Annotated in this window: 28 protein-coding genes; 6 read left to right on the top strand and 22 right to left on the bottom strand. The window is 28.6% G+C overall.

Annotated features, from left to right (window positions below):
* Positions 1–487 (top strand): ATP-binding protein (locus MR593_RS04270; protein ID WP_290687188.1); only part of this gene is annotated, 487 nt, incomplete at its 5' end.
* Positions 488–547: 60 nt separating this feature from the next.
* Here MR593_RS04270 and MR593_RS04265 read toward each other — a convergent pair.
* From MR593_RS04265 to rpmH, 22 genes are all read right to left on the bottom strand, one after another.
* On the bottom strand, positions 548–1,843 hold the full coding sequence (locus tag MR593_RS04265) for an adenylosuccinate synthase (RefSeq protein WP_290687187.1): 1,296 nt from the start codon (positions 1,841–1,843) through the stop codon (positions 548–550).
* Between the two features lie 224 nt (positions 1,844–2,067).
* On the bottom strand, positions 2,068–3,393 hold the full coding sequence (dnaB, locus tag MR593_RS04260) for a replicative DNA helicase (protein ID WP_290687186.1): 1,326 nt from the start codon (positions 3,391–3,393) through the stop codon (positions 2,068–2,070).
* A gap of 23 nt (positions 3,394–3,416) precedes the next feature.
* Positions 3,417–3,863: a 50S ribosomal protein L9 gene (rplI, locus tag MR593_RS04255; RefSeq protein ID WP_290687185.1), complete on the bottom strand. Its 447-nt coding sequence runs from the start codon at positions 3,861–3,863 to the stop codon at positions 3,417–3,419.
* The gene (locus MR593_RS04250) at positions 3,863–5,860 is read right to left on the bottom strand and encodes a DHH family phosphoesterase (RefSeq protein WP_290687184.1); all 1,998 of its coding nucleotides are present in this window, start codon (positions 5,858–5,860) and stop codon (positions 3,863–3,865) included. Before MR593_RS04250 ends, rplI begins: the two co-directional genes overlap by 1 nt.
* Before the next feature lie 10 nt (positions 5,861–5,870).
* On the bottom strand, positions 5,871–6,845 hold the full coding sequence (locus MR593_RS04245; protein ID WP_290687183.1) for a DUF2232 domain-containing protein: 975 nt from the start codon (positions 6,843–6,845) through the stop codon (positions 5,871–5,873).
* Positions 6,846–6,852: 7 nt separating this feature from the next.
* Entirely contained in the window at positions 6,853–7,173 is a 321-nt protein-coding gene (locus MR593_RS04240) for a MazG-like family protein (RefSeq protein ID WP_290687182.1), read from the bottom strand.
* A 347-nt stretch (positions 7,174–7,520) separates the two neighbouring features.
* Positions 7,521–7,748 (bottom strand): 30S ribosomal protein S18, encoded by a 228-nt coding sequence (gene rpsR, locus MR593_RS04235; protein WP_290687181.1) that lies wholly within the window; start codon positions 7,746–7,748, stop codon positions 7,521–7,523.
* Between the two features lie 19 nt (positions 7,749–7,767).
* Entirely contained in the window at positions 7,768–8,220 is a 453-nt protein-coding gene (locus MR593_RS04230) for a single-stranded DNA-binding protein (protein ID WP_290687180.1), read from the bottom strand.
* Between the two features lie 38 nt (positions 8,221–8,258).
* Entirely contained in the window at positions 8,259–8,537 is a 279-nt protein-coding gene (gene rpsF, locus MR593_RS04225) for a 30S ribosomal protein S6 (RefSeq protein WP_290687179.1), read from the bottom strand.
* A gap of 180 nt (positions 8,538–8,717) precedes the next feature.
* Positions 8,718–8,909, bottom strand: coding sequence for a DUF951 domain-containing protein (locus MR593_RS04220; RefSeq protein WP_290687178.1), 192 nt, complete (start codon positions 8,907–8,909; stop codon positions 8,718–8,720).
* A 15-nt stretch (positions 8,910–8,924) separates the two neighbouring features.
* Positions 8,925–9,188, bottom strand: a complete 264-nt coding sequence (locus tag MR593_RS04215) for a DUF3343 domain-containing protein (protein WP_290687177.1) — start codon at positions 9,186–9,188, stop codon at positions 8,925–8,927.
* A 172-nt stretch (positions 9,189–9,360) separates the two neighbouring features.
* The gene (locus tag MR593_RS04210) at positions 9,361–10,653 is read right to left on the bottom strand and encodes a helix-turn-helix domain-containing protein (protein ID WP_290687176.1); all 1,293 of its coding nucleotides are present in this window, start codon (positions 10,651–10,653) and stop codon (positions 9,361–9,363) included.
* Between the two features lie 258 nt (positions 10,654–10,911).
* Positions 10,912–11,760: a ParB/RepB/Spo0J family partition protein gene (locus MR593_RS04205; RefSeq protein WP_290687175.1), complete on the bottom strand. Its 849-nt coding sequence runs from the start codon at positions 11,758–11,760 to the stop codon at positions 10,912–10,914.
* Between the two features lie 52 nt (positions 11,761–11,812).
* The gene (gene noc, locus MR593_RS04200) at positions 11,813–12,598 is read right to left on the bottom strand and encodes a nucleoid occlusion protein (RefSeq protein ID WP_290687174.1); all 786 of its coding nucleotides are present in this window, start codon (positions 12,596–12,598) and stop codon (positions 11,813–11,815) included.
* Between the two features lie 165 nt (positions 12,599–12,763).
* A complete protein-coding gene (gene rsmG / locus MR593_RS04195; protein WP_290687173.1) occupies positions 12,764–13,483 on the bottom strand; it encodes a 16S rRNA (guanine(527)-N(7))-methyltransferase RsmG in 720 nt (239 codons plus the stop codon).
* Positions 13,476–15,371 carry a tRNA uridine-5-carboxymethylaminomethyl(34) synthesis enzyme MnmG gene (gene mnmG, locus MR593_RS04190; protein ID WP_290687189.1) on the bottom strand — a complete coding sequence of 632 codons (1,896 nt, stop codon included), beginning with the start codon at positions 15,369–15,371 and terminating at the stop codon, positions 13,476–13,478. The genes rsmG and mnmG overlap by 8 nt, the downstream gene beginning before the upstream one ends.
* A 74-nt stretch (positions 15,372–15,445) precedes the next feature.
* Positions 15,446–16,825 (bottom strand): tRNA uridine-5-carboxymethylaminomethyl(34) synthesis GTPase MnmE, encoded by a 1,380-nt coding sequence (gene mnmE, locus MR593_RS04185; protein WP_290687171.1) that lies wholly within the window; start codon positions 16,823–16,825, stop codon positions 15,446–15,448.
* Between the two features lie 248 nt (positions 16,826–17,073).
* Positions 17,074–17,751, bottom strand: coding sequence for an RNA-binding cell elongation regulator Jag/EloR (gene jag / locus MR593_RS04180; protein ID WP_290687170.1), 678 nt, complete (start codon positions 17,749–17,751; stop codon positions 17,074–17,076).
* Entirely contained in the window at positions 17,672–18,436 is a 765-nt protein-coding gene (locus MR593_RS04175; protein ID WP_290687168.1) for a YidC/Oxa1 family membrane protein insertase, read from the bottom strand. The genes jag and MR593_RS04175 overlap by 80 nt, the downstream gene beginning before the upstream one ends.
* A 21-nt stretch (positions 18,437–18,457) precedes the next feature.
* Positions 18,458–18,709 carry a membrane protein insertion efficiency factor YidD gene (gene yidD, locus MR593_RS04170; protein ID WP_290687166.1) on the bottom strand — a complete coding sequence of 84 codons (252 nt, stop codon included), beginning with the start codon at positions 18,707–18,709 and terminating at the stop codon, positions 18,458–18,460.
* A gap of 33 nt (positions 18,710–18,742) precedes the next feature.
* Entirely contained in the window at positions 18,743–19,087 is a 345-nt protein-coding gene (gene rnpA / locus MR593_RS04165; RefSeq protein ID WP_290687164.1) for a ribonuclease P protein component, read from the bottom strand.
* Between the two features lie 93 nt (positions 19,088–19,180).
* Positions 19,181–19,315 (bottom strand): 50S ribosomal protein L34, encoded by a 135-nt coding sequence (gene rpmH, locus MR593_RS04160; protein ID WP_290687162.1) that lies wholly within the window; start codon positions 19,313–19,315, stop codon positions 19,181–19,183.
* Positions 19,316–20,005: 690 nt separating this feature from the next.
* Here rpmH and dnaA point away from each other — a divergent pair.
* From dnaA to gyrB, 5 genes are all read left to right on the top strand, one after another.
* On the top strand, positions 20,006–21,358 hold the full coding sequence (gene dnaA / locus MR593_RS04155) for a chromosomal replication initiator protein DnaA (RefSeq protein WP_290687161.1): 1,353 nt from the start codon (positions 20,006–20,008) through the stop codon (positions 21,356–21,358).
* Between the two features lie 266 nt (positions 21,359–21,624).
* Positions 21,625–22,737, top strand: coding sequence for a DNA polymerase III subunit beta (gene dnaN, locus MR593_RS04150; protein ID WP_290687160.1), 1,113 nt, complete (start codon positions 21,625–21,627; stop codon positions 22,735–22,737).
* A gap of 162 nt (positions 22,738–22,899) precedes the next feature.
* A complete protein-coding gene (gene yaaA / locus MR593_RS04145) occupies positions 22,900–23,106 on the top strand; it encodes a S4 domain-containing protein YaaA (protein WP_290687158.1) in 207 nt (68 codons plus the stop codon).
* A gap of 21 nt (positions 23,107–23,127) precedes the next feature.
* Positions 23,128–24,246, top strand: coding sequence for a DNA replication/repair protein RecF (gene recF / locus MR593_RS04140; protein ID WP_290687156.1), 1,119 nt, complete (start codon positions 23,128–23,130; stop codon positions 24,244–24,246).
* The coding region (gene gyrB / locus MR593_RS04135) for a DNA topoisomerase (ATP-hydrolyzing) subunit B (protein WP_290687154.1) at positions 24,247–25,929 on the top strand (1,683 nt) is incomplete at its 3' end.

Here is a 25,929-nt window from a genome sequence, read left to right as displayed (position 1 = left end):
TTCAGCTATATGTGAAATGTTTGTTCAAAATTTTACGAAAGAAAATGAAGAGAATCTACTGTTCTATGGAGATACTGGTCTAGGAAAAACATTTATGTCAAATTGCATTGCAAAGGCACTCTTGGACAAGGGATTTACAGTTATATATCAAACAGCCTTTAAAATGTTTGATATTATAGAGGAATACAAATTCCACAACGCCAACAGCTCTATATCAAAGGACAACTACAATAACCTATTCGAATGTGACCTTTTGATAATAGATGACTTGGGAACTGAGCTTACTAATACATTTACTGTAAGTGAGCTATTTATGATATTAAATACTAGACTTTTAAACAAAAAGAAAACTATTATATCAACTAACTTCTCTCTTACGAAGCTAGCAGAAACTTATACTGAGAGAATTTCATCTAGAATTTTCGATAAATTTACATTAGTTAAATTCGTCGGAAAAGACCTAAGATGGGAAAGCAAATTTGATTAAAAAAAGGATGTACCATTTAGATTCTAATCTAATGATACATCCTTTCTATTTTATAATCTATTATTTATCGAATACATTTTTTCTTATTATAGTTTGAGCTCTATTTGGTCCAACAGAAACTAAGTCTATGTCGACACCTATTAATTCTTCTACTCTAGCTATATATTTTTTAGCGTTTTCTGGAAGATCTTCGAATTTTTCAACCTTAGTTATATCTTCAGTCCATCCATCTAATTCTTCGTAAACTGGTTCACATTTAGCTAATTTTTCTAATGAAGCTGGGAAATCTTTTATTATTTCGTCGCCACATTTATAAGCTGTACATATTTGTATCTTGTCAAATCCAGTTAAAACGTCTAATAACATGAATGCTATACTAGTTAAACCATTTATTCTTGCTGAGTATTTTACAACAACTGCATCAAACCATCCACATCTTCTTGATCTACCTGTTACTGTACCGAATTCATGACCTCTTTCTCTTATTAAGTCACCTATTTCGTTTAATTGTTCAGTAACAAATGGTCCTTCACCAACTCTTGTAGTATAAGATTTAACTATACCTACAACTTCTTTTATCATGTTAGGACCTATACCAGAACCTACTGCAAATCCACCTGATAATGGATGTGAAGAAGTTACGAATGGGTATGTTCCTAAGTCTAAGTCTAGTAGTGCACCTTGAGCACCTTCAAATAATACTTTTTTACCAGCTTTTATTGCATCATAAACTATAACTGTTGTGTCTGCAACAAATGGTCTTAATTTTTTAGCATATTCCATGAATTCTTTGTATATTTCATCATAGTCAAACATTGGTTCAGCTTTGTCATATACACCTTGAACTATTTTATTTTTTGCGTCTATTTGAATTTTTAATTTTTTAGCAAATACTTCTTCGTCCATTAAGTCACACATTCTTATTCCTGATCTTTCAGTTTTATCCATGTAACAAGGACCTATACCTCTTTTAGTAGTTCCTATTTTGTTATCTCCTCTAGCTTCTTCTGATAAACCGTCAAGCTCTTTATGATATGGGAATATGATATGACATCTATCGCTTATTCTAATATTTTTAGTATCTATTCCATTTTCTTGTAACATTTCAAGTTCTTCAAAGAAACCTTTTGGGTCAAAAACTATACCATTACCTATAACGTTGATAGTATTTGGATTTAATATTCCTGATGGGATTAATCTTAATGCGAATTTTTTACCATCTACTACTATAGTATGACCAGCGTTATTTCCACCTTGAGCTCTTATTACTACATCTGCTTGAGTAGCTAAGAAATCTATAACTTTACCTTTTCCTTCGTCTCCCCATTGAGAGCCTACAACTGCTACTGTTTTCATACTTTCACCTCTATATAAATTATTATTAATTTTCGAACACTTCCGTCTAATAGTTTATCAAACATTCGACTTTATTGCAACTTTATTTAAAATCTAAATAGAATTAATTTGTTTTTAATTATAAACAACATAAATTATACACAATTATCAACAGATCCCTGTGGATATTGTGTATAATTATTCTTTAATATACACTTTTTTTTAATATATATTCATATAATATGCTATTCTCTAATTTTATCGGCAAATTTTTGCACTTCACCAAACCAAACTAGCTCTATAGTACCAGTTTCTCCATGTCTATTTTTTGAAACTATAACTTCACCGATATTCTTGCTTTCTGTATCTGGATTGTAATATTCATCTCTATATAAAAACATTACTATATCAGCATCCTGTTCTATAGAACCTGACTCTCTAAGGTCAGAAAGCATCGGTCTATGATCTGCCCTTTGTTCTGGCGCTCTTGATAATTGAGATAATGCAACAACTGGACAATTCAACTCTTTAGCTAATATTTTTAACGATCTAGATATTTTTGCAATCTCTTGCTGTCTACTTTCGTTATTTCCTTCGCCTTCCATAAGCTGCAAATAATCTATCAAGACTAAATCAAGCCCTTTTTCTATCTTTAATTTTCTACATTTTGATCTCAATTCAGATATTTTTATACCAGGTGTATCGTCAATATGAATTTTAGCCTCTGATAAAACTGCCATAGCTTCTATTATTCTCGGCCAATCATTAGCATTTAATTTACCTGTTTTTATCTTTTTTAATTCTACATTAGATTGAGAAGATAACATACGCTGAACAAGCTGTTCCTTGGACATTTCAAGACTAAATACTGCAACAGATGCATCGCCTTTAAGTGCCGCATTCTGAACTAAATTAAGAGCAAAAGCAGTCTTACCCATTGCTGGACGTGCTGCTACTAATAGCAAGTCAGATTTTTGAAATCCATTTATTTTTTTATTTAAATCTCTAAATCCTGTAGTCAGCCCAGTAACCTCGTTCTTTTCTGTATATAACTTTTCAATCATATCATAAGTATCTCTTAAAACTTGATTTATTTGTTTAAAATCATTAGTTGTTCTCTCTTGAGATATATCGAAAATTTTCTTTTCTGCATTCTCTAGAACATCTTCTACCTTTGCAGAACTATCATAACTTAAATTTATAATATCATTCGCTGCAGATATAAGTTGTCTAACTATAGACTTTTCTTTTACTATATTTACATAGTATTTTATATTAGATGTAGTAGGAACAATAGTCGATAAACTTGTTATATAAGGTATTCCTCCTATATCATCTAAATACCCCTGATCCCTTAGTTCTTCTGCTAATGTTATTAAATCTATTTCAGATTGACTATTATAAAGCTTAAGCATACATTCGTAAATTACCTTATGTGCTTCTTTATAAAAATCCTCTGGTATCAATGTCTCAGAGACACTTATCATAGCATCTTTATCTAGTAATATAGAACCTAGTACAGATTGCTCTGCTTCCACACTATGTGGAGGAATTCTTGTATTATCCTCCATTATTCATCACCTCAAGTTCAGGTTTATTTTTCTTTTACGTCTACTCTTATTTTTGTTACAACCTTTTGATGAATTTTTATTTCAACAAAACTAGAACCTAAAGCTCTTATTGGTTCTTCTAGCATTATTTTTCTCTTATCAACAGTTATACCTTTTTGTTTTTTAAGTTGTTCTGCTATTTCCTTTGCAGTTATTGAGCCGAATAATCTTCCGCCTTCTCCTGCTTTTGAATATATTTCTATATTCATGTCTTTCATTTTATTTCCTAATTCAACAGCTTCTTCGTATTGTTTTTCTGCTTTTATTTCAGCTGATTTATTTTGTTCTTTTAATTCCTTCATAGCTTGATTATCTGCTAATTTTGCCATTTTTTTAGGTAATAAGAAATTTCTTGCATATCCATCACTTACTTCTTTAACTTCACCTTTTTTACCTGTACCTTTTACGTCTTTTAATAATATTACTTTCATTACTCTTCCTCCTCTAAATACTCTTCTATTATCTGATGCACCATTTTATAAGCTTCATTAAGTGTTACGTTTTTAAGCTGAGCACCAGCTATATCTATGTGTCCACCGCCTCCTAGCTTTTCCATGAGAACGTGGACGTTAATTTGCCCTAATGATCTTGCACTAATAAATACTGTGTCGTTTTTATGCCCTAAAACAAAAGAAGCCTCGACATTTTTAACATTTAAAAGCTCATCAGCAGCCTTAGCTATAACTACATTTATGTTACTTATCTCTGACTCTGAATAAGCTATACATATTCTTTTATTTATTATTTTAGTGTTTTTTATAATATCAGCTCTGGCAATAAAATCTTCAACATTTGATTTGAATAGCATCTTAGTTTCAACAGTATCTGCACCTATTTTTTTCAGATACGATGCAGCCTCAAATGTTCTCACTCCTGTCTTAAATGCAAAGAATTTAGTGTCTAAATTAATACCTGCAAGTAGACCTTCTGCAGTTAATTTATTTATTTTGACATCATCTTCTAAGTATTGAATTAATTCGGTTACCATTTCACATGTAGAAGATACATATATTTCATGGAATAGTAAAACTGTATCCTTTATAAATTCCACACCTCTTCTATGATGATCTATTACGATAACCTTCTTAGCAATACCTAATAATTCTTGGCACTCTGTATAGCTAGGTCTATGAGTATCTACAACTATTACAAGTGTATCCTTATTGCAGTTTTTTATAGCCTCTTCACAAGTTACAAACAATCCCTTATAATATTCTTGCTTTTTCACTTTTTTGACAAATTCTTCTATAGAGTCATTAACCTGATCAAGTACTATATTTGCTGATTTTCCACAAGATTTGCATATATCAAATATACCTACAGCAGCACCTATAGCGTCTAAATCTGGATATTTGTGTCCCATAATATATATATTGTCGCTTTGTGATATTACCTCCTTAAGGGCATATCCTATTAATCTAGATTTAACCTTTGTAGTCTTTTCTACTGCTTTTGATTTTCCACCATAAAATTCAAATTTATCCTGTGTTTTGACAACAGCTTGATCTCCACCTCTACCTAGAGCCAAGTCTAAAGCTCCATTAGCACGTTGTAAATCATCATACAAAGATTCTCCTTCTCTACCTACACCTATACTTACTGTGACTGGAAGGGAGTTACCACAATTTATATTTCTTACAGTATCTAGTATTGTAAATTTATTTTCTTGTAATTTCTTTAATTCTTTTTCTCTAGTAAAAACTACATATTTATCATTAGATGTTTTCTTGATTGCTCCTTTTAGATTATTTTCAAATACAGCTGTTAAAATTCGTTCTAATTCAACTGTTATCAAAGATCTATTTTCCTCTGGAGCACTCTTTAGAACTTCATCATATTCATCTACCTGTATCAATATGATTACATTTTTATCATCTTCGTATTTTTGCTTTAATTGTAGATAATCTGTATTATCCATCCAGTATAGCATCATCAAATACTTAGCATTATTATTTTGTTCATTTTTTATAACATTATAAACTACTGTATACTGTCTGTTTTTGTATTCTACATCAGTATACATTTCCTTATTTTCATTTAAAACTTTTCTTAAATCTAGGTTTTCTATTATATTATCTATATTTTCACCTAGTAAATCTGGTGAGCCTGTCATTTCATAGAATTTGTTGTTATACCAATTTATATTTCCATCAAATTCTAATATACAAAGGGGAATAGGTAAATTCATTATGGCTTTTTTTGTAGTTTCATCCATATCTAAAGATAAATTTTGGATGTATTTATTCCACTCTTTTTTTCTTAGACTAGCAATTCTCCAATTGTGAAAAACTATATATATAAAACCGAAGAAAAATAAACCACCTAAATATAAATTGTAAGTAAGAAGAAATATACTCATTATCCCTATTATCAATATATAAGCATTTATTTCCGGCATATTTATTTTGAAATTTGGTTTATTCCTCATTTTTGTCCTCCTATATTACTTCACAACTCTTTACCTTTCTAAAATCAAATATACTATCTACCATTCCCAATATAGAAATTCCCATCACACCAAATAAAACTATAGCTATAATTCCTAGAATGATTTTAATCAATTGACCGCTTCTAAGCCATTTTTTTGTAAAAAATATAGCTACCGATACTCCTTGTATTAGAAATAATATATAAAATATCATCTCTAAATTCATCAATATCAAATCTGTATATAACGGAGTATTAAACATTTCTAGCAAGAGTATAACTATATACAAAACAAATGAAGTCATCACAGCATTTCCCGGTAAATAAAATCTAGAAAATTTTATTTCCTTTAATTTATTTAAGTCTATTCTTTTTATTTTCTTCAAGGTAAATATAGCTAAAAAATATGTAAGTATAGCTAATAGTATCGCTCTAGAAAATAATATCAATGGCATAATGTTTAAAATAGTTTGTATTATAGACTCCTCTGTAAGCTTTGGCGCTGATGTCAAAGTAGATACAGATTTTTGTATTGCATCAATTTGTGTAGATAATTGTGCTTTCATGACAGAAGTAAATTCTTCTAATATGTTAATATTAAATAAATACTTTGATATTAAATAATTTGCTATTAGTCCAAAAATAAACGCAATAGTCCCTGCAAAAATAGGCTCAAACTTATTATCGCTCTCTTTATAATTCAACACATTCTTCGTAATCGCACCAATTATTATCCCTGGTATAATACAATTTAAACAAATATCAAAAATATATACTGGATTTATAAAAAATACAAGGGCTAAAATTACCATTGCAATAGATATAAAAATCCCTTTACTATCTGATAAAGTAGCAATTACCACAAACAAAGATGATACACCAATAGTTAATATACTTAAACCTGGTATATCAAATATAGCTAATATCATCGCCACACAAAACAATGTAATTAGTAACGTTTGGGGTAATGTCAATTTTTTACTCAATTCATAATCACTCCCTATTTTCAATATGATTTTTTAAATTAGTCAAATCTCCATACCATTTTTCTATACTGTGATCTTCTTTTATTCCTAATGAAGTTTTCTCTTTTATTCTGTAATCTATCTCGTTAAAACTTATTCCAAGTCTCTTCGCCAAAAGATACGTTATCATTATAATATTGGCTAATATATCTTGAAGTGCTTCATCAGCTGATTTTACTCCTTTAAATAAAATATTAAATAATTCACTCACACTCATTAATATTTCATTTTTCATCCATTCAATTATTTTGACATTTCTAGTAATATCAGAGTTTCTATCTATTCTCACAACTTTACCTCCTTATTTTATTATTTGCTTTTAAAATAAATTCAATAAGCTATTTTAGTAATATATCATTTAATATTTCACTTATAATAATTCAATAAATGACCCACAATTACATTCTAATATTTTAACTTATTTTTATAATCGCAAAATTTAATTATAAGTAAAGTGTTTTGTGAATTTGCAACTATCAAATATATAAACCTATTATAACACATATTATTATATATCATTTGAAAAACGAGTATTAAAACTCGCCCTTTTATATCCTTAAGTAAATTATATTTAGCAAAATTAATTTTTTACTAAAAAAGCCTTCCTTGATGTTTCAATGGAAGGCTTACTTTTTATTAGTCTAAAGTGTATGGTAAAAGTGCTAAGTTTCTAGCTCTTTTTATTGCCACTGTTAATTCTCTTTGATGTTTTGCACAAGTACCTGAAATTCTTCTTGGTAATATTTTACCTCTTTCAGTGATATACTTTTGTAATCTTTGAGTGTTTTTGTAATCTATTTTAGCGTCTTTTGATGCACAAAATTGACAAACTCTTCTCTTTTTACGTCTTTTTTTGTTTACCATCTGTTATTCCTCCTTTTCTTTAAAATGGTATATCGTCGTCATCTATAGCTTGAAAACCATTAGGATCTAATCCTTGATTCGGTTCAAAACTTGGCTCAAAACTAGGTTGTGACCCTGGATGACTTTCAACATATGGATTTTCTGATTTACTTCTATTGCTATCTAAAGCTTGTACATTTCTCGCACTTACTTTAGTAAATGTTCTATTTTCTCCTGATTGCGTTTGATATCTGTCTACTCTAATACTTCCTTGGATAGCAACTAATCTACCTTTTGATATATAATTAGCACAGAATTCAGCAGATTTGCCCATAACCTCTATAGGTATAAAATCTGTATCCTTGCTTCCATCCTTCTTAGTGTAATCTCTATCAATTGCAAGAGTAAATGTAGCAACAGGTGTTCCAGTATTTGGTATATATCTTAGCTCTGGATCCTTTGTTAATCTTCCAATTAAAACTACATTATTCATAATGTAACCTCCCTATGATTTTGTTTGATTACTTATGATTATGCAACTACTATCATATGTCTTATTACGTTTTCGTTTATCTTTAAGTTTCTGTCTAATTCTTTTGGAATTTCAACACCAGCCTTAAAGTTAACTAATACATAGAAACCTTCAGTGAATTTAGCTATTGGGTAAGCTAATTTTCTGTTTCCCCATGCATCAACTTTTTCTACTTCACCATTTGAAGAAATAACGTCTTTTATTTTGTTTAAAACACTTTCTTTTGTTTCATCATCAGAATTTGGTTTTACAACATAAACTAATTCATAATTTTTCATTCTTTTCACCTCCCTTTGGACTTAACGGCTCTACTTTTTAGAGCAGAGAAATGAGAACTAAATCTCATACTTGTCTATTTTATCATTATTAAATAAATATATCAAGTATTTATTTTTAAATTTATTTTAATTTCTTACTATTTAACATTTAGCTTTTATTGATGCTTATTGCTAATATTTCTATTCACTTTTAGGAATTACTTTTTTTGTTCTCTTTTCTAGTGTAGGTCTATCTAGCATTATAAGTCTGCCACAATTTTTACACTTAATTTTAATATCCATACCTACTCTTATTATCAAGAACTCCTTGCAACCGCAAGCATGTTGTTTTTTTAATTCAACTGTATCTCCTATATTAAGATTTAACGGCATATTAAATCCTCCCCTTTAACATATTTGTTCTACTTGTTTTTTACCTGTTTCTAATTTTACAATTTTATAAATACCTTTATATTCAATTTGGTTTTCATTCATAATTTTCTTTACATTATCTATATTTCCTATTGAAAATTTTATAGATATTCCACAACTTTGTGTTATCTCTCTAGGTGTTGGTAAAACAGCATAATCCATCTCATTCTTTTCAAAAGTTTTATCACACTTTATAGCTTGATGTGTTGAATTAAATGATACTATATACATTTCACTCATAATATTAGTTGTCAAAATCTTATAATTTTAACAAACTCCTTTCTTCATTACTTTTAATAAACATCTTATCATATATTTTTTTATTTTTCACTTATAAAAGATTTTTATTATGCTTATAAGTTTATTATCAAGAATAAAACTAGACCCTAATAGAGTCTAGCTTTTTACTTTTCTATATTATCTCTAACTTTTTAAATATAGATACACCCTTTTGATAACATTCTAGTTCTTTTTCCTTTGATACTCCTGAATACAGCTGTCCTAATTCTATATATAAATTAGCTAGTGTCTTATCATCACCTAGCTTAGATACTATTTCTATACACTTTATAAGATATTCTATAGATATATCAGTTTCCCCTTTGTATTTATATATATCACAATAGTATTTTAGTGCTCTAAATTCATTGTATTTATTCTTTGATTTTATTGCAGCCGCTAATGCTAATTTAGAGTATTTTTTAGCTAATTCAAATTCATTTGAATCTATATAAGATTTTATAATATTAAATAAACTATCCATCATATATTCATCAGAATCATTTTTCTTTATATCATAAACTTTTTCTGAATATTCTAAGAATTTTTCATTATCTCCCATTTCACCGTAAATGCTTCCAACTGTTAAATATACTTGAGCTAATTTATCTTTATTCTCTTCTTTTTCTATTATTTTTAATGCCTTTGCAAAATATTCTTTTGATTCTACATAATTAGCTTCAGCTAATAATTTTTTAGCTTTTAATACTAACATTTCAACTTCTTGCGCTGGAGAATATTCATTATCTATATTCCCTATTTTTTCTATAAACTCTAATGCTTTTTCAGTATCATTCATTCTTATATAGCATTTAGATATTTTACTGTATAATTCCTTATATGTATCTGGATCATCTACATTAATTTCATCTAGTATTTCTTTTGCAAAATAATAATTTGTTAAAGCAACTTGATAAAATTTATCTTCAAAATATATATTAGCTATATTCATATAACATTGGAATATTCTTTTTTTATCATCATTTTTTATAAAATGAAATAGTGCTTTCTCAAAATAAAAATTAGCTTTTCCACTATCTTTTCTTTTTAAGTAAATATCCCCTAATAAATAGTTGCATTTTCCATAATTTTCAGAAAGATCATATTCCTCGCATATTTTAATAATTTCTTCAATTTCTTTTTCTGCTTCATCTAGCGCATCTCTTTTTATATATATTTCACTTTGTAAAATTAAATTGTCAGTAATTTTTTTCGATTGCATCTCTTTAGTTTCTAAAAGATAGTCTATACTTACATCTAATCTTTCAGATAAGTACTCCAAAAGCTCATAACTTGTGTGAGACTTATCTCTTTCTATATGACTTATCTGCGCTGCCGTTATTCTATCCCCCGCTAGCTCCTTTAACGTCATATTTTTTTCTTTTCTGAGTTTTTTTATTTTTTCCCCTAAACTCAATATATTCATATATCTCACCCACTTTAACATTATTTATTATTACTAATTATTATAATATAATTATAACTTATACTTACATTAATTACATCATTATCATTTGTATTTTTTCTAAAAATTCTATTTTTTTATATAAATCAATACATATTATATTTTAACTTACAATATTTAAATAAACTATGGATGCCTTTTTATTATAATTTAATATATTTTTTTCTTCTTACTTAAGGTATCTAACATATATTGACATAATTCTCCTTTATCAAAATATTATTCTTCTAAAAGTCTTTCTATTATGTCATTTAAATCATCATCTGTATAATATTCTATTTCTATTTTGCCCTTTTTCTTTCCTGAAGAAATATTAACCTTAGTTCCTAAGCTATTTGTAAGTCTCTCCTCTATATCTTTTATAAATATATCTTTTTCTTTTGGTTTAGTTTTTGTTTTTTTCTCCTCTAGCATATTTTTTACTATTTCTTCTGTCTTTCTAACTGATAAATTTTCTTTTATTATTCTTTGTGCTAGTTCAACCTGTTTCTTTTCGTCACTAATCCTTAGTAACGCCTTACCGTGTCCCGGCGAAATTTTATCTAATTCTATATATTTAATTATTTCCTTAGATAAATTTAATAATCTCATAGTATTAGTTATATACGGTCTACTTTTACCTACAAGCGAAGCAAGCTCTTCTTGTGTAGATTTATATTTTTCTATTAAATTTTTATATGCTATTCCTTCTTCTATTATGTTTAAGTTTTCCCTTTGAAGATTTTCAACTAAAGCAATTTCCATTACCTCTTTAATCGGTATATTTTTTATTACAGCTGGAATTTCTTCCTTTTTTGCCATAATACAAGCTCTGTATCTTCTTTCTCCTGCTATAATCATGTATTTTCCATTTTCGTCAGGCTTTAACACTATTGGTTGAAGGACTCCATGTTTTTTTATAGATTCGCATAGAGATATAATTTTATCTTCATCAAAATTTTTTCTAGGTTGAGTATTATTTGGATATATATCAGATATCTTTACATTTACAATTTCATTTTGTTTTTCATTTTCTCCTATATTTGCTATTAATGTACTTAAATCATTTTTTAATCCTTTTTTCGTCATTATGTTTTATCCTCCCTCTTTTTTAAAAAAAAATTACTGCTGTGCAGTAATTCTATTTCTTAGGGATCTTTACAACTACCTCCATGTAATCTCCCTTATCTATTTCATTATATTTAGCTTCAATACCTGTATTTATTATTGCATCATATGCTTGTTTTAATGTATTAAGATATATTCTTATGCTCATAGAACATTTTATATTTTGTTTTTTCTCGGGATTATTTTCTAGCTCTATACTTTCTAATATATCTTTTATAAGCTTTTCAGTCTTTTTAACTGTAAGCTCATTTTTAACAATTTTTGATATAACATCCTTCATTAATTCTTCATTTGGTAATTTAAGCAATGCTCTAGCATGTCTTTCTGTAAGTCCATTTTCAATTAGAGATTCCTTTATAGCTGTAGGCAGCTTTAATATTCTCAATTTATTAGCAATTGTAGATTGGTTCTTGCCTAATTTTTGAGCTAATTGTTGTTGTGTAAAATTATGTTCTTTTATTAAATTTTCATAACCCAAAGCTTCTTCTATAAAGTTTAAATCTTCTCTTTGTAAATTTTCTAATAGCGCTAATACAGCCGAAGTTTCATCAGACATATCGTATAATATAGCAGGTATAGTTTTTAAATTAGCCAATTTAGCAGCTCTTAATCGTCTTTCCCCCGCAACTAATTCAAATTTATCATCCTTTTTTCTAACAGTAATAGGCTGTAATACTCCATAACTTTCAATTGAATCTTTTAGTTCTTCCAACGATTTTTCAGAAAATACTTTTCTTGGTTGATATGGATTTGGAGCTATTTCTTCAATCGGTATTTCTATAACTATTTTCTCTTCCATAACATACCTCTCTCATTCTATAACTATTTTTTATATACAAACTTATTTCCTTATTATGACTTTTTTAAACACTTTCTATCTCAATCTTTCAACTTACTTTATGATATTATTCTTCATTTTACTATATAATCCTTTATATTTTTGATTATTACAAAAGATTATAATTTATTTTATAGGATTTTTTGAAACCTTCCCAGCTTTTCTAGGATATTTACTTGGAGTATTTTTAACTTTTTTAAATATTAATATATTGTGATTCAAATCACTCTCTGGTAATTTTACATCTATTTTTTCAATATATTCAACGCCTAATACTTCCATAGCTTTTTTAGATTCTTCTAATTCTAAATTAGCATTAGGCCCTTTTAAGCATACAAAATATCCCCCAACCTTTATAAATGGAACACAAAATTCCATCAATACAGGCAATCCTGCAACTGCTCTTGCTGTAGCTATGTCATACTTTTCTCGATAGTCTTCATTTTTTCCAAAGTCTTCAGCTCTTCCATGGATAAACTCTATATCATCAATAGATAATTTCGATGATACCTCTTGTAAGAAATTAATTCTTTTATTCAAAGAATCAAGTAATGTCACCTTCAATTCTGGTAGACAAATTCTAAGTGGCATACCTGGAAATCCAGCTCCTGTACCTACATCTATTAAAGACATTCCATTTTGGATATATCCTTTTGTAACGGCAGATATAGAATCCAAGAAGTGCTTTATAAACACTTCTTTTTCATCTTCTATACCTGTTAGATTCATCTTTTGATTCCATTCAACTAATAATTCTTTATACTTTTGAAAATCACTTAATACTTTTTCATTAGCTTCTAGACCAAAATCCTCTATACCTTTTTTTAGCATATCTATATTACTCATTATTACCACCTCTCGTTCTTCTCATTTGTTCAAGATAAATAAGTAATACAGATATATCAGCAGGTGAAACTCCAGATATTCTAGATGCTTGACCTATTGATAATGGTTTTATATTATTAAGCTTTTGTCTAGCTTCTATTCTAAGACCTTCGATAGTAGAATAATCTATGTCTTCTGATAGCTTTTTATTTTCTAGCTTTTTAAATTGGTCTATTTGTTTTAATTGTTTATCTATATATCCTTCGTATTTAGACATTATCACACATTGTTCTTTTACGTCATAAGGTACTTCTTCTGACGCACCCTTGCCTATTTGTTCGATTAAATCATATGTGACTTCTGGTCTTTTTAAAAATTCATATAGAGATAGACCTACTTTTATTTCTGACGCACCCATTTCAGCTAGATATTGATTTACTTCCTTTGGTGTAACTCTTTCAGTTTTTAATCTCTCTAATTCAGCTTCTACTAAAGCCTTCTTAGCTAGGAATCTATCATATCTCTCTTGAGTTGCAAGACCTATTTCATATCCCTTCTCTGTAAGTCTCATATCAGCATTGTCTTGTCTTAGGTATAATCTATATTCTGCTCTAGATGTCATCATTCTATAAGGTTCATTAGTTCCCTTAGTTATTAAATCATCTATTAAAACTCCGATATAGGCTTCTGATCTATCTAGTATAAAAGGTTGTTTTCCTTGAATCTTTCTAACTGCATTTATACCTGCCATAAGACCTTGTGCTGCTGCTTCTTCATATCCTGATGTTCCGTTGAATTGTCCAGCACTAAATAAGTTTTCTGTTACCTTTATTTCAAGAGAAGCCTTTAATTGTGTAGGATTTAAACAATCATACTCAATTGCATAAGCTGGTCTCATTATTTTACAATTTTCAAGCCCCTTCATAGTCTTGTACATTTGAAGCTGTACTTCATAAGGTAAACTTGTAGATATACCTTGAATGTACATTTCTTTAGTATCTAGACCTTCTGGTTCTATAAATGTTTGGTGAGATTCTTTATCGTTAAATCTCACAACCTTATCCTCTATAGATGGGCAATATCTAGGTCCTGTACTGTGAACTCTACCGCTGTACATAGCTGATCTATTTATATTGTCCATTATAACTTTATGTGTTTCTAAATTAGTTCTAGCTAAATAACAAGGTACTTGGTCTATATTTAACTCTCCACTCATAAATGAGAAAGGTGTGATTTTTTCATCGCCTTCTTGTATAACCATTTCAGAAAAATCTATACTATCTCTGTGGATTCTAGCCGGTGTCCCAGTCTTAAAACGTCTCATATCTAATCCTAATTGAACCAATTTATCAGTCAATTGATCTGCATATCCTAGTCCATTAGGTCCTTCATGTAGAGTCACCTCTCCCACATAAATTAATGAGTTTAAATAAACACCTGTAGCCAATATAACTGCTTTTGAGTGATATTTACATCCTAATTTAGTTACAACACCTTTTATAACTTGTCCGTCGTTAATTAAATCTATAACCTCATCCATTACTATTTCAAGATTAGGTTCATTTTCTAGTGTCTTTTTCATTTCTGTATGATATTTAAATTTATCTGCTTGCGCTCTTAGAGAATGTACTGCTGGACCTTTTGCAGTGTTTAACATTCTACTTTGTATAAAAGTTTTATCTATGTTAACTCCCATTTCTCCGCCTAAAGCATCTATTTCTCTGACTAATTGTCCTTTTCCTGTTCCACCGATTGATGGATTACAAGGCATCATTCCAATTGAATCAAGTGTCAGTGTAACCATTAATGTCTTGCATCCCATTCTAGCTGAAGCTAGAGCTGCTTCACATCCTGCATGGCCTGCACCGACAACTATTATGTCGTAATTTCCTGCATCAAATGTTATCATCATTTCTCCTTTCTCAAAATGTTTCATGTGAAACATTTTTATATTAAAATAGTTTTTTACGTATTTAAAATTTGCTATTTACCTATACAGAAGTTACTAAATATTGTATCTAATAAATCTTCTTGTACTGTATCTCCATTTATATATCCTAAATAATCCCATATGTTTTTAAAATCAACTTCTATAAAATCATATGGCAGTCTTTGCATTATTCCATCTATAGCATCGTTTATTGAATTATACGCTTTATATAATGCATCCTTATGTCTTGAATTTGTTATAACAAGACTTGATGAGCTCTTGACATCTCCTGTAAACACCATTGATTCTATTTTATCATGTATTTGCTCAATTCCCTCATTTTTAAGTGCTGAAATTTTTATTATATTTTCTTTTCCTACGAATTTTTCGATTTCAGATTCGTCTATTACTTGTTCTAAATCTATTTTATTTAATAAAACTATTGTCTTTTTGCTTTGTGCACTTTGTAGTATTTCTAAATCTTCATCAGTTAATTGTTTTGATGAATCTAGGACTATTATGACTAAGTCTGCAGATTCAATAGATTCCTTAGATTTTTGTACACCTATTTTTTCAACTATATCTTCTGTTTCTCTTATACCTGCTGTATCTACTATCTTTAGAGGTATTCCCTTTATATTTACAAACTCTTCTATAACATCTCTTGTAGTTCCAGGGATTTCTGTTACTATAGCTCTGTTTTCACCTAAGATAGAATTTAGTAGAGATGATTTACCTACATTTGGTTTTCCGATTATTACAGTTTTTAATCCATCTCTAAGTATTTTTCCGCTCTCTGCTGAATCATATAATTTTTTGATTTCATCTCTCAACTCTAGAGATTTTTCTTCTATTTCCTTGTAAGTTACATCTTCTACATCTTCATCCGAAAAATCAATAGATACTTCCAATTGTGCCAAAACTTCTGTAACCTTACTTCTAAGCTCTCTTATTTTTTTAGCTAGAGAACCCTCTAATTGACTTTGAGCTACCTCTTGAGCTTTATCAGTTTTAGATTTTATTACATCTATTACGGCTTCTGCTTGAGATAAATCTATTCTTCCATTTAAAAATGCTCTCTTCGTAAATTCACCAGCTTCTGCTAATCTAACATCTTTAGTTAATATCAATTCTAATATTTTTTTAACTGAAATAAATCCACCGTGGCAATTTATTTCAATTACATCTTCACCTGTATATGAATGTGGTCCCTTCATATATGCTACTAAAACTTCATCTATTCTCTTTTCTCCATCAAAAATATCTCCATATATTAACGATCTTAAATTGTACTCACTGATTTTTTTGCCAGATACAGATTTGAATATTTCTTCTGCAACTTCTAGTGAATTACTTCCACTTATTCTTATTATACCTATTCCACCTTCTCCAGGAGCTGTGGCAATAGCTGCTATTGTATCATCTATAAACAAAGTTATCACCTCTCTATTTTTATCCACATATATTGTGTATAAATTGTTAATAATTACTTATTAGCAGTTTATACTTAATTTACAAATTTTATAAACATCTATTTAAAATATTTTTATATTATACTATATATAATCAAAATACGATGCTAGTAAATATTAGATTTCGAATTTTATCAATTATGCACAACTCTAATTTTATTAAATAAATCTTAAAAAGAAAACCCCCTATATTTTAGGAGGTTTTCAAATTATCTCTTGTACTCAATTACTAATCTTCTATATGGATCTGTTCCTTCACTGTAAGTAATTACATACTTATCATTTTGAAGGGCTGAATGAACTATTCTTCTTTCGTATGGATTCATATAATCTAATTTTTTAGTTTTTCTTGTTTTAGCTACTTCTCTAGCTACCTTGTTAGCATATCTAATTAAAGATTCTTCTCTTTTTTCTCTATAATTTTCTATGTCTACTAATACTCTAAAGTGGGAATCTTTATTTATCTTATTAAGAGCTAAACCAGTTAAAAATTGAACAGCATCTAAAGTTTCGCCACGTCTTCCTATTAAACATGTAGCTTCTTTTCCTTCGATATTAATCTTTATTAAATTATCCTCTTGAGTAGCTATTACATTTGCATTTATTTTTGCATTATGCAACATTGTTTCTATAAACTCTTTTGCTATATCAATTTCCTTTTCTATTAAAGTTATTTTATAAAGACCATCCTTAGCACCTATAAATCCTAAAAACCCCTTACTAGGTGCTTCAATAACTTCGATTTCTATATCTGTCTTATCTACATTTAGTTGTTCAATAGCTTTTTGTATAGCTTCTTCTTCTGATTTACTTCTTATTTCCAGACTTTTTATTTTTGTTTGGTTGTTGTTTTTTACTTGATTTACTATTTCTGTTTGATTTTTCATCTTTAACTACTTCCTCCTTAGAGTTAGCCATCTTAGCTTTTAAAGGACTTGTTACTAAATAGTATTGTGCTATTGAGAATATATTACTCATTGTCCAATAAAGTGCAAGACCTGCTTCATACACATATCCCCAATAGAATGACATAAGTGTCATCATTATAGTCATAGATTGCATCATTTTAGCTTGAGATTCATCAGCAACTGTCATAGATTTTTGCATGAAATAAGCACTGACACCTGATAATATACCTAAGCTTAGGTTATGTGTTTGTGATACACTTGCAATCCATAAGAAACCATGATCCGCTGCTAAATATGCAGCTTTTGAAGCAAATACACCATGTGCAACGGGATCTCTTAATAATGCAAATAACCCCATTAATATCGGTAATTGAATAAACATAGGCAAGCATCCTGCCATTGGGTTTATTTTTGCCTCTGTGTAAAGCTTCATTAATTCTTCTTGTTGCTTTTCTGGCTTATTCTTATATTTTTCTTGAATTTCTAATATTTTAGGTTGCATATCTTGCATAGCCTTAGTTGATTTTAATTGTTTAATCATCAAAGGTACTAAGCATAATCTTACCAATACAGTAAATACAAATATTGACCAGCCATAGTCTCCAACTATATTTACTATAAAGCTAAGTATAAAACCTAAAACATTACCTATTGCGTCTAACAATTCGTATACCTCCCGAAATATTTATTTTAGAGGATCATAGCCCCCTGGGTGAAATGGATTACATTTAAGTATTCTTTTTATACTTAAAAACGCTCCCTTTATCACTCCATACTTTTTAAATGCTTCTATTGCATACTGAGAGCACGTTGGATAAAATCTACAAGTAGGTCCTTTCAATGGAGATATATATTTTTGATAAAATCTTATTAAGTAAATACATACTTTCGATAAATAAACGTTTATTTCCTTCATTATATAAACTATTTTATTCAACAAATTTGAACCTCCATAATTAGAAACAATTATCTATTTAAATAATTTAAATTTATTTACAAGATGTTTCATAGATTTGTTAATTTCATTATATTGCACATCACTTATTGCAACTCTAGCAATAAAAACTATGTCGTATCCAGATTTTATTTTTCCGTCAACATCTAACCTATATGATTCTCTTATTCTTCTTTTAACCTTATTGCGAACATTAGCCTTTCCTACCTTTTTAGAAACTGATATGCCCACTCGATTATATTCTAAATTGTTTCGCATTATATACATTACTAAGTATCTATTTGCAAAAGATTTACCGTGTTTATAAACCCTTCTAAAATCAGAGTCTTTTCTCAAACGTTCAGTTTCATTAAAATACATCTTGGTTAATCCTCCATAAACACAGCTTCATTTTTAGTTTTAAATAAAAAAATTACGCAAAAAGGCCACTTTTCTAAGCGGCCTTTTCTTAAATTAATGAGTTAATCTATTTCTTCCTTTAGATCTTCTTCTTTTTAACACGTTTCTTCCATTAGCAGTTTTCATTCTTTTTCTAAATCCGTGTTCTTTTTTTCTTTGTCTTTTTTTTGGCTGATAAGTTCTCTTCATTCTTTGCACCGCCTTTCAAATTTTTTCCATTTATAAAAATAATAATTTTACTTTCAAAGTAAACATAACACATATTATTATAAATCCTTTTAGCTAGCTTGTCAACGAGTTTTTGAGCATATAACATATTACAATTACTAAATTTTTTAGTCTATTTTATTAACATTATTCACAATTTTATCCACTATAATACACAATTTTTAAGTATAATTTTATTATACTGATTTTAATAACTGTTTATAATTTTTTAACTTGTGTATATCATACTTTTTTTAGTAAAAAATAGCAATTCACAATATGTTAATTAAATTATCCACAGCCCTGTTTATTTGTGGATAATTTAGTCGTATTATCTTGTAATTTGGAAAAATTTCTGATATTATTAATATACCTGTTGATAATGTGGATAAAGTTATTCAGTAATTCACATCTTGTTGATATCTATGTGTATAAGTTTTATTTTTTTTGACAATATTGTAAATATTCGTTGAAATTATCACATTTGATATTCTGAATAACTTTATCCACAGCATGTTGATATTTTTTTATTTTAAATATATATACACACGTTATCCACAAGTTATCCACTACTTGCTGTTAATATCTATATTAGAAAACTAACTACCGTATTTTTTCACATTTCTGTGGATATGTCTGTGGAAAACAAATAATTTGTTGGAGGTTTAAAATATGGACATCGTTTCATTATGGAAAAAAACATTGCAACTTATAAAAGGTGAAGTCGCTTCTGCTAGCTTTGAAACTTTCTTCAAAAACACAGTACCAATTGAAACAAATTCAAATGAGTTAACTCTTTTAGCTCCAAACGAATTTGCAGAAGATATCTTGAGAACTAGATACTTAAATTTGATAGAAAGTTGTTTAAGCCAACTATCTTCAAATAAATTTGAAATAAAAATAATCTCTGATAGTAGCGAAGTTGAACAAAATCCTTTAAAAACTTCAAATACTAATACTAATAAAAACAATAATAGCAATAATATTATTAAAAACTATCCTCGCTTAAATCCTAAATACACATTTGATACATTTGTAATAGGTAATAGCAATAGATTTGCTCATGCAGCATGTGTGGCAGTTGCTGAATCACCAGCAAAAGCGTACAATCCATTATTTTTATATGGAGGAGTTGGTCTTGGAAAAACTCACTTAATGCATGCAATAGGACATCAAATTATGAAGGAACAAAACGATGCTAAGGTCGTTTATGTTTCATCAGAAAAATTTACAAACGAACTTATAAACTCAATAAAAAGCGATAAAAACGAGGAATTCAGAAACAAATATAGAAATGTTGATATACTACTTATTGACGACATTCAATTTATAGCTGGAAAAGAAGGAACACAAGAAGAATTTTTCCATACTTTTAATGCATTACACGAAGCCAATAAGCAAATAATTATTTCTAGTGATAGACCTCCAAAAGAGATTCCTACTCTAGAAGACAGATTGAGATCTCGTTTCGAAATGGGATTAATCGCCGATATTCAACCACCTGATTTCGAAACAAGAATAGCTATATTAAAAACAAAAGCTCAAATTGAAAATATCGATGTTCCGAATGAAGTAATGAACTACATAGCTACATACATAAAATCAAACATAAGAGAATTAGAGGGAGCATTAACTAGAGTTGTAGCTTATTCATCACTTATCAACAAAGATATATCTTATGACCTAGCAGTTGAAGCTTTAAAAGATATAGTTACTACTTCAGAAAGCCAAGAAATATCTGTAAATAAAATAAAAGAAAAAGTATCTACAGTATTTGGAATAAAAATGGATGATTTTAACTCTAAAAAAAGAACTAGAGCTATAGCTTATCCACGACAAATAGCAATGTACTTAAGTAGAGAGCTTACTGATTTATCATTACCGAAAATAGGAAACGAATTTGGAGGGAGAGATCATACTACAGTTATTCACGCTCATGATAAAATATCTAAAGATCTTGAACTTGAAAAAAATAGTGAATTAAAGGAAAAAATAGACAAGATAATAATGGATTTAAAAGGTTAAAGTTATTCACAATTATGTTGTTAATTTTTGTGGATAAGTATGTGGATATATGTTAATACAATTTTTTGCCAAAAAGTTATCCATAATCTATCCACAAAGTTATCCATAGGGTTTTACATAGTTATCCACATTTTATACACATGCTATAACCCTTGATATTATTAATATAGAGATACTTATACACATTATCAACAACACCTACTACTATTACTACTATCATTATTATTAATTATTTTATTAAAAATGAAATAAGGAGGTTATCCACATTGAAGATAATTTGTAACCAAAAATTACTAGCAAATAAAATAGGAATTGTACAAAAAGCTATTAACTCAAAAACAACTTTAGATTTATTAAAAGGTGTTTTAATAGTTACGAAACAAGATGAAATAGTTTTAAAGGGATACGATTTAGAAATAGGAATAGAAACTCATGTTTCAGCAGAAGTTATGGAACAAGGAAGTATAGTAATAAATTCAAAATTATTTGGTGATATAATCAGAAAATTACCAGATTCATTTGTAGAAATAGAAACAGATGAAGATAACAATGTTTATATAAATTGTTTAAATTCAAAATTTAAAATAAAAGGAGATTCTGCAAAAGAATATCCACAAATTCCAGATGTAAATGAGGATAACTTATATAGTATTCCTCAAGATGTATTAAAAAGTATGATAAAACAAACAGTTTTTGCTACATCACAAGATCAAACTAAGCCAATACTTATGGGAGAACTTTTAGAAATAGACAACGAAGATATAAATTTAGTTGCGATAGATGGTTATAGACTTGCAGTTAGAACTTGTAAAGTGGATAACTTAAATCAAGATATAAAAGCTAAAGTAATTATCCCCGGAAAAACACTAACAGATGTGAATAGTTTGTTATCATCTGAGGAAGATGTAAAGGTTGGATTTAATGAAAAAAATGCTATTTTCATAATTGATGAAACTAAAATAGTAACAAGACTTTTAGATGGAGAGTTTATAGATTATAAAAAGTTATGCCCAAGAGAGTATAATTCAAAAATAAAATTAAAAACTAAAGATTTATTAAACAGTATAGAAAGAGCTTCATTGCTTTCTCAGTCAGAGCTTAACAATCTTATTAAATTATCTATAAGAGATTCAATGATGGCAATAACTTCCAATAATGAAAAAGGAAATGTCTATGAAGAAGTGGCATTGTCATTAGAGGGAGATTATTTAGATATAGCATTTAACTCAAGATACTTATTAGAAGGTCTAAAAAATATAGATTGTGAAGAAATATATATGGAATTTACAACTAACGTAAATCCATGTATAATGAAACCTGCTGATGGAACAAGATACATATATCTACTTTTACCAGTAAGAATATCTTCTAATAATTAATTCACTAAATAATCCACAATATTATTAACAATTGTTAATATATTACAAAAAAGGAATGTATAAAAAACTCGTGCTAAAAATAAATAGTACGGGTTTTTTTTCACTTATGATATAATAAATTATTAGGTTAAATTAAATATTTCGTTTGGAGGGTGGTTAATTATGCTTGAAATCAAGATAGAATCAGAGTATATAAAGTTAGATCAGTTTTTAAAGCTTGTTGATATAGCTTCAACAGGTGGACATGCAAAATATCTTATTCAAGAGGGTGTTGTGAAGGTCAATGGAGAAGTTGAAACTAGAAGAGGTAAAAAATTAATACCTGGGGATATTGTCGAGGTAGAAGGAAATCAAATAAAAGTGATTTAATACTTTTAAGGAGAAACTTTTATGCGATTAAATAGCTTACAATTAATAAATTTTAGAAATTACGATAATTTACATTTAAATTTTGAAAAAAATATAAATCTACTCGTTGGAAAAAATGGCCAAGGAAAAACTAATATTGTGGAAGCTATATATATGTTATCGTTTGGAAAATCATTTAGAACTAATAAAGACAGAGAAATTATAAAATTCGGATGTGAAAATTTATATATTGGTGGAAATTATTTAAAAAATTCTTCAACAGGTTTAATAGAAGTTGCAATTGGCAAGAATAATAAAAAGGGAATAAAAGTTAATAAAATTCATATTCATAAAATTCAAGAATTACTAGGCAACTTAAATGTTGTTATTTTCTCTCCTGAAGATTTAAAGCTGGTAAAAGATGGCCCGAGAGAAAGAAGAGCGTTTATTGATAAAGAAATTAGCCAGATCATGCCTAAATATTATAATTATTTGATTAATTATAACAAAATATTGATTCAAAAAAATAAAACTTTAAAAAATAAAATAGTAGATGCTAATTTATTATCTGTGTATGATGAGAGCTTGGCTAATTATGGTGCCTATATTTATATATTGAGAAGGGATTTTATAAAAAAAATTTCCAAAATATCCAGTGATATGCACAAGAAATTAACAGGAAATAATGAAGAACTGTTGATAACCTATAAAAATCAGATAAACTTATCTGAGGATGATACTGTTGAAAGTGCGAGAAATAAACTTTTAAAAAAACTTGAAGAAAATAGAGAGCACGATATAGAAACTAGAACTACTAAGTATGGAATCCACAAGGACGATATCAACATTTTTATAAATGATTTAGATGTCAAATTATACGGTTCTCAAGGACAACAGAGAACTGTATCTATTTCACTAAAATTATCTGAGATAGAGCTCATAAAGCAGGAAGTCAACGAAAATCCAGTTTTAATTTTAGATGATGTTTTTAGTGAGCTAGATGAAACAAGACAAAAATTACTAGTTGAGAACTTAGGTGATGTTCAAATGTTCATAACAAGTGCAGAATTAGCACATAAAAGAATTTTTAATGAGAGTGATACATCAATTTTTTATATAGATAAAGGAAAAGTTATAAATATGGAAGATGGAGGTAATTAGATGAAACAAGAATATGGTGCAAATCAGATTCAAGTACTAGAGGGCTTAGAAGCAGTTAGATTAAGACCTGGTATGTACATTGGATCTACAGGACCTAGAGGATTACACCACTTAGTGTATGAAATTGTGGATAACAGTATAGATGAAGCATTGCAAGGATACTGTGACAGAATATATGTATGCATTAATGAGGATGGTAGTGTACTAACTAAGGACGATGGTAGAGGTATTCCAGTTGAAACTCATCCTAAAACAGGAAAATCTACACTTGAAACAGTACTTACAATACTACATGCCGGTGGTAAATTTGGAGGCGGAGGGTACAAAGTATCTGGTGGTCTTCACGGTGTTGGTATATCTGTTGTTAATGGACTTTCAGAATGGTTAGTTGCGGAAGTTTACAGAAATGGAAAAATATATAGACAAAGCTACAAAAAAGGTATAACAGATTCAGAATTAGAAATAGTAGGTGAATCTACACATACAGGTACAATAATCAACTTTATGCCAGATGCTACAATATTTGACGATATAGTTTTTGATTACAACATACTAGAAACTAGATTAAGAGAGTTAGCATTCTTAAATAAGGGTGTAAGAATAATATTTGAAGATAAAAGACCAGGACAAGAACAGAAAAAAGAATTCTTATACAATGGAGGTATAAGAGAATTTGTTGAGTATCTTAACAGAACAAAAACACCTATACATGAAAATGTAGTTTACATAGATAAAAAGATACAAGACTGCATGATTGAAATAGCTATCCAATATACAGATGGATATTCTGAAAATATATTATCTTTTGCTAATAATATAGATACTCAAGAAGGTGGGACTCATTTAGCAGGATTTAAAGCTGCATTGACTAAAACAATAAATGAGTATGCAAAGAGAAATAAATTAATAAAAGAAAACGAATCAAACTTATCTGGTGAAGATATAAGAGAAGGTCTTACAGCTGTAGTATCAGTTAAATTACCAGATCCTCAATTTGAAGGACAAACTAAAACTAAATTAGGTAACACTAAAATGAGAGGTATAGTTGATGCAGTAACAGTTGAAGAATTAGGAGCATTCTTAGAAGAAAATCCACAGACTGCAAGGGTAATTGTGGATAAAGCTTTAAGAGCACAAAGAGCTAGAGAAGCTGCTAAGAGAGCTAGAGAATTAACAAGAAGAAAAACTGTACTAGAAAGTACTTCATTACCAGGAAAATTAGCAGACTGTGCTGAAAAGGATCCTGCTAAGAGTGAAATATTCTTAGTCGAAGGGGATTCTGCCGGTGGTTCAGCTAAACAAGGTAGAGATAGATATACACAAGCTATATTACCACTTAGAGGTAAAATACTTAATGTAGAAAAGGCTAGATTAGATAGAATTTTATCATCAGACGAAATCAAAAACATGATAACTGCATATGGTTGTGGTGTCGGTAACGATTTTAATATAGAAAAAGCTAGATATCATAAAATAATAATAATGACCGATGCAGATGTCGATGGTGCACACATTAGAACGTTATTATTGACATTCTACTTTAGATATATGAGACCGCTTCTAGACAATGGTTATGTTTATATAGCACAACCACCGCTATTTAAAGTTAAAAAACAAAAGAAAGAATACTACGTTTATTCAGATAAAGAATTAGAAACTTTATTAGAAGAAATAGGTAAAAAT

The organism is Intestinibacter sp. (assembly GCF_022780145.1).
Taxonomy (GTDB): domain Bacteria; phylum Bacillota; class Clostridia; order Peptostreptococcales; family Peptostreptococcaceae; genus Intestinibacter.
The sequence above is the reverse complement of the archived record's forward strand: the minus strand, read 5'-3'. Positions and strand labels throughout refer to the sequence as shown.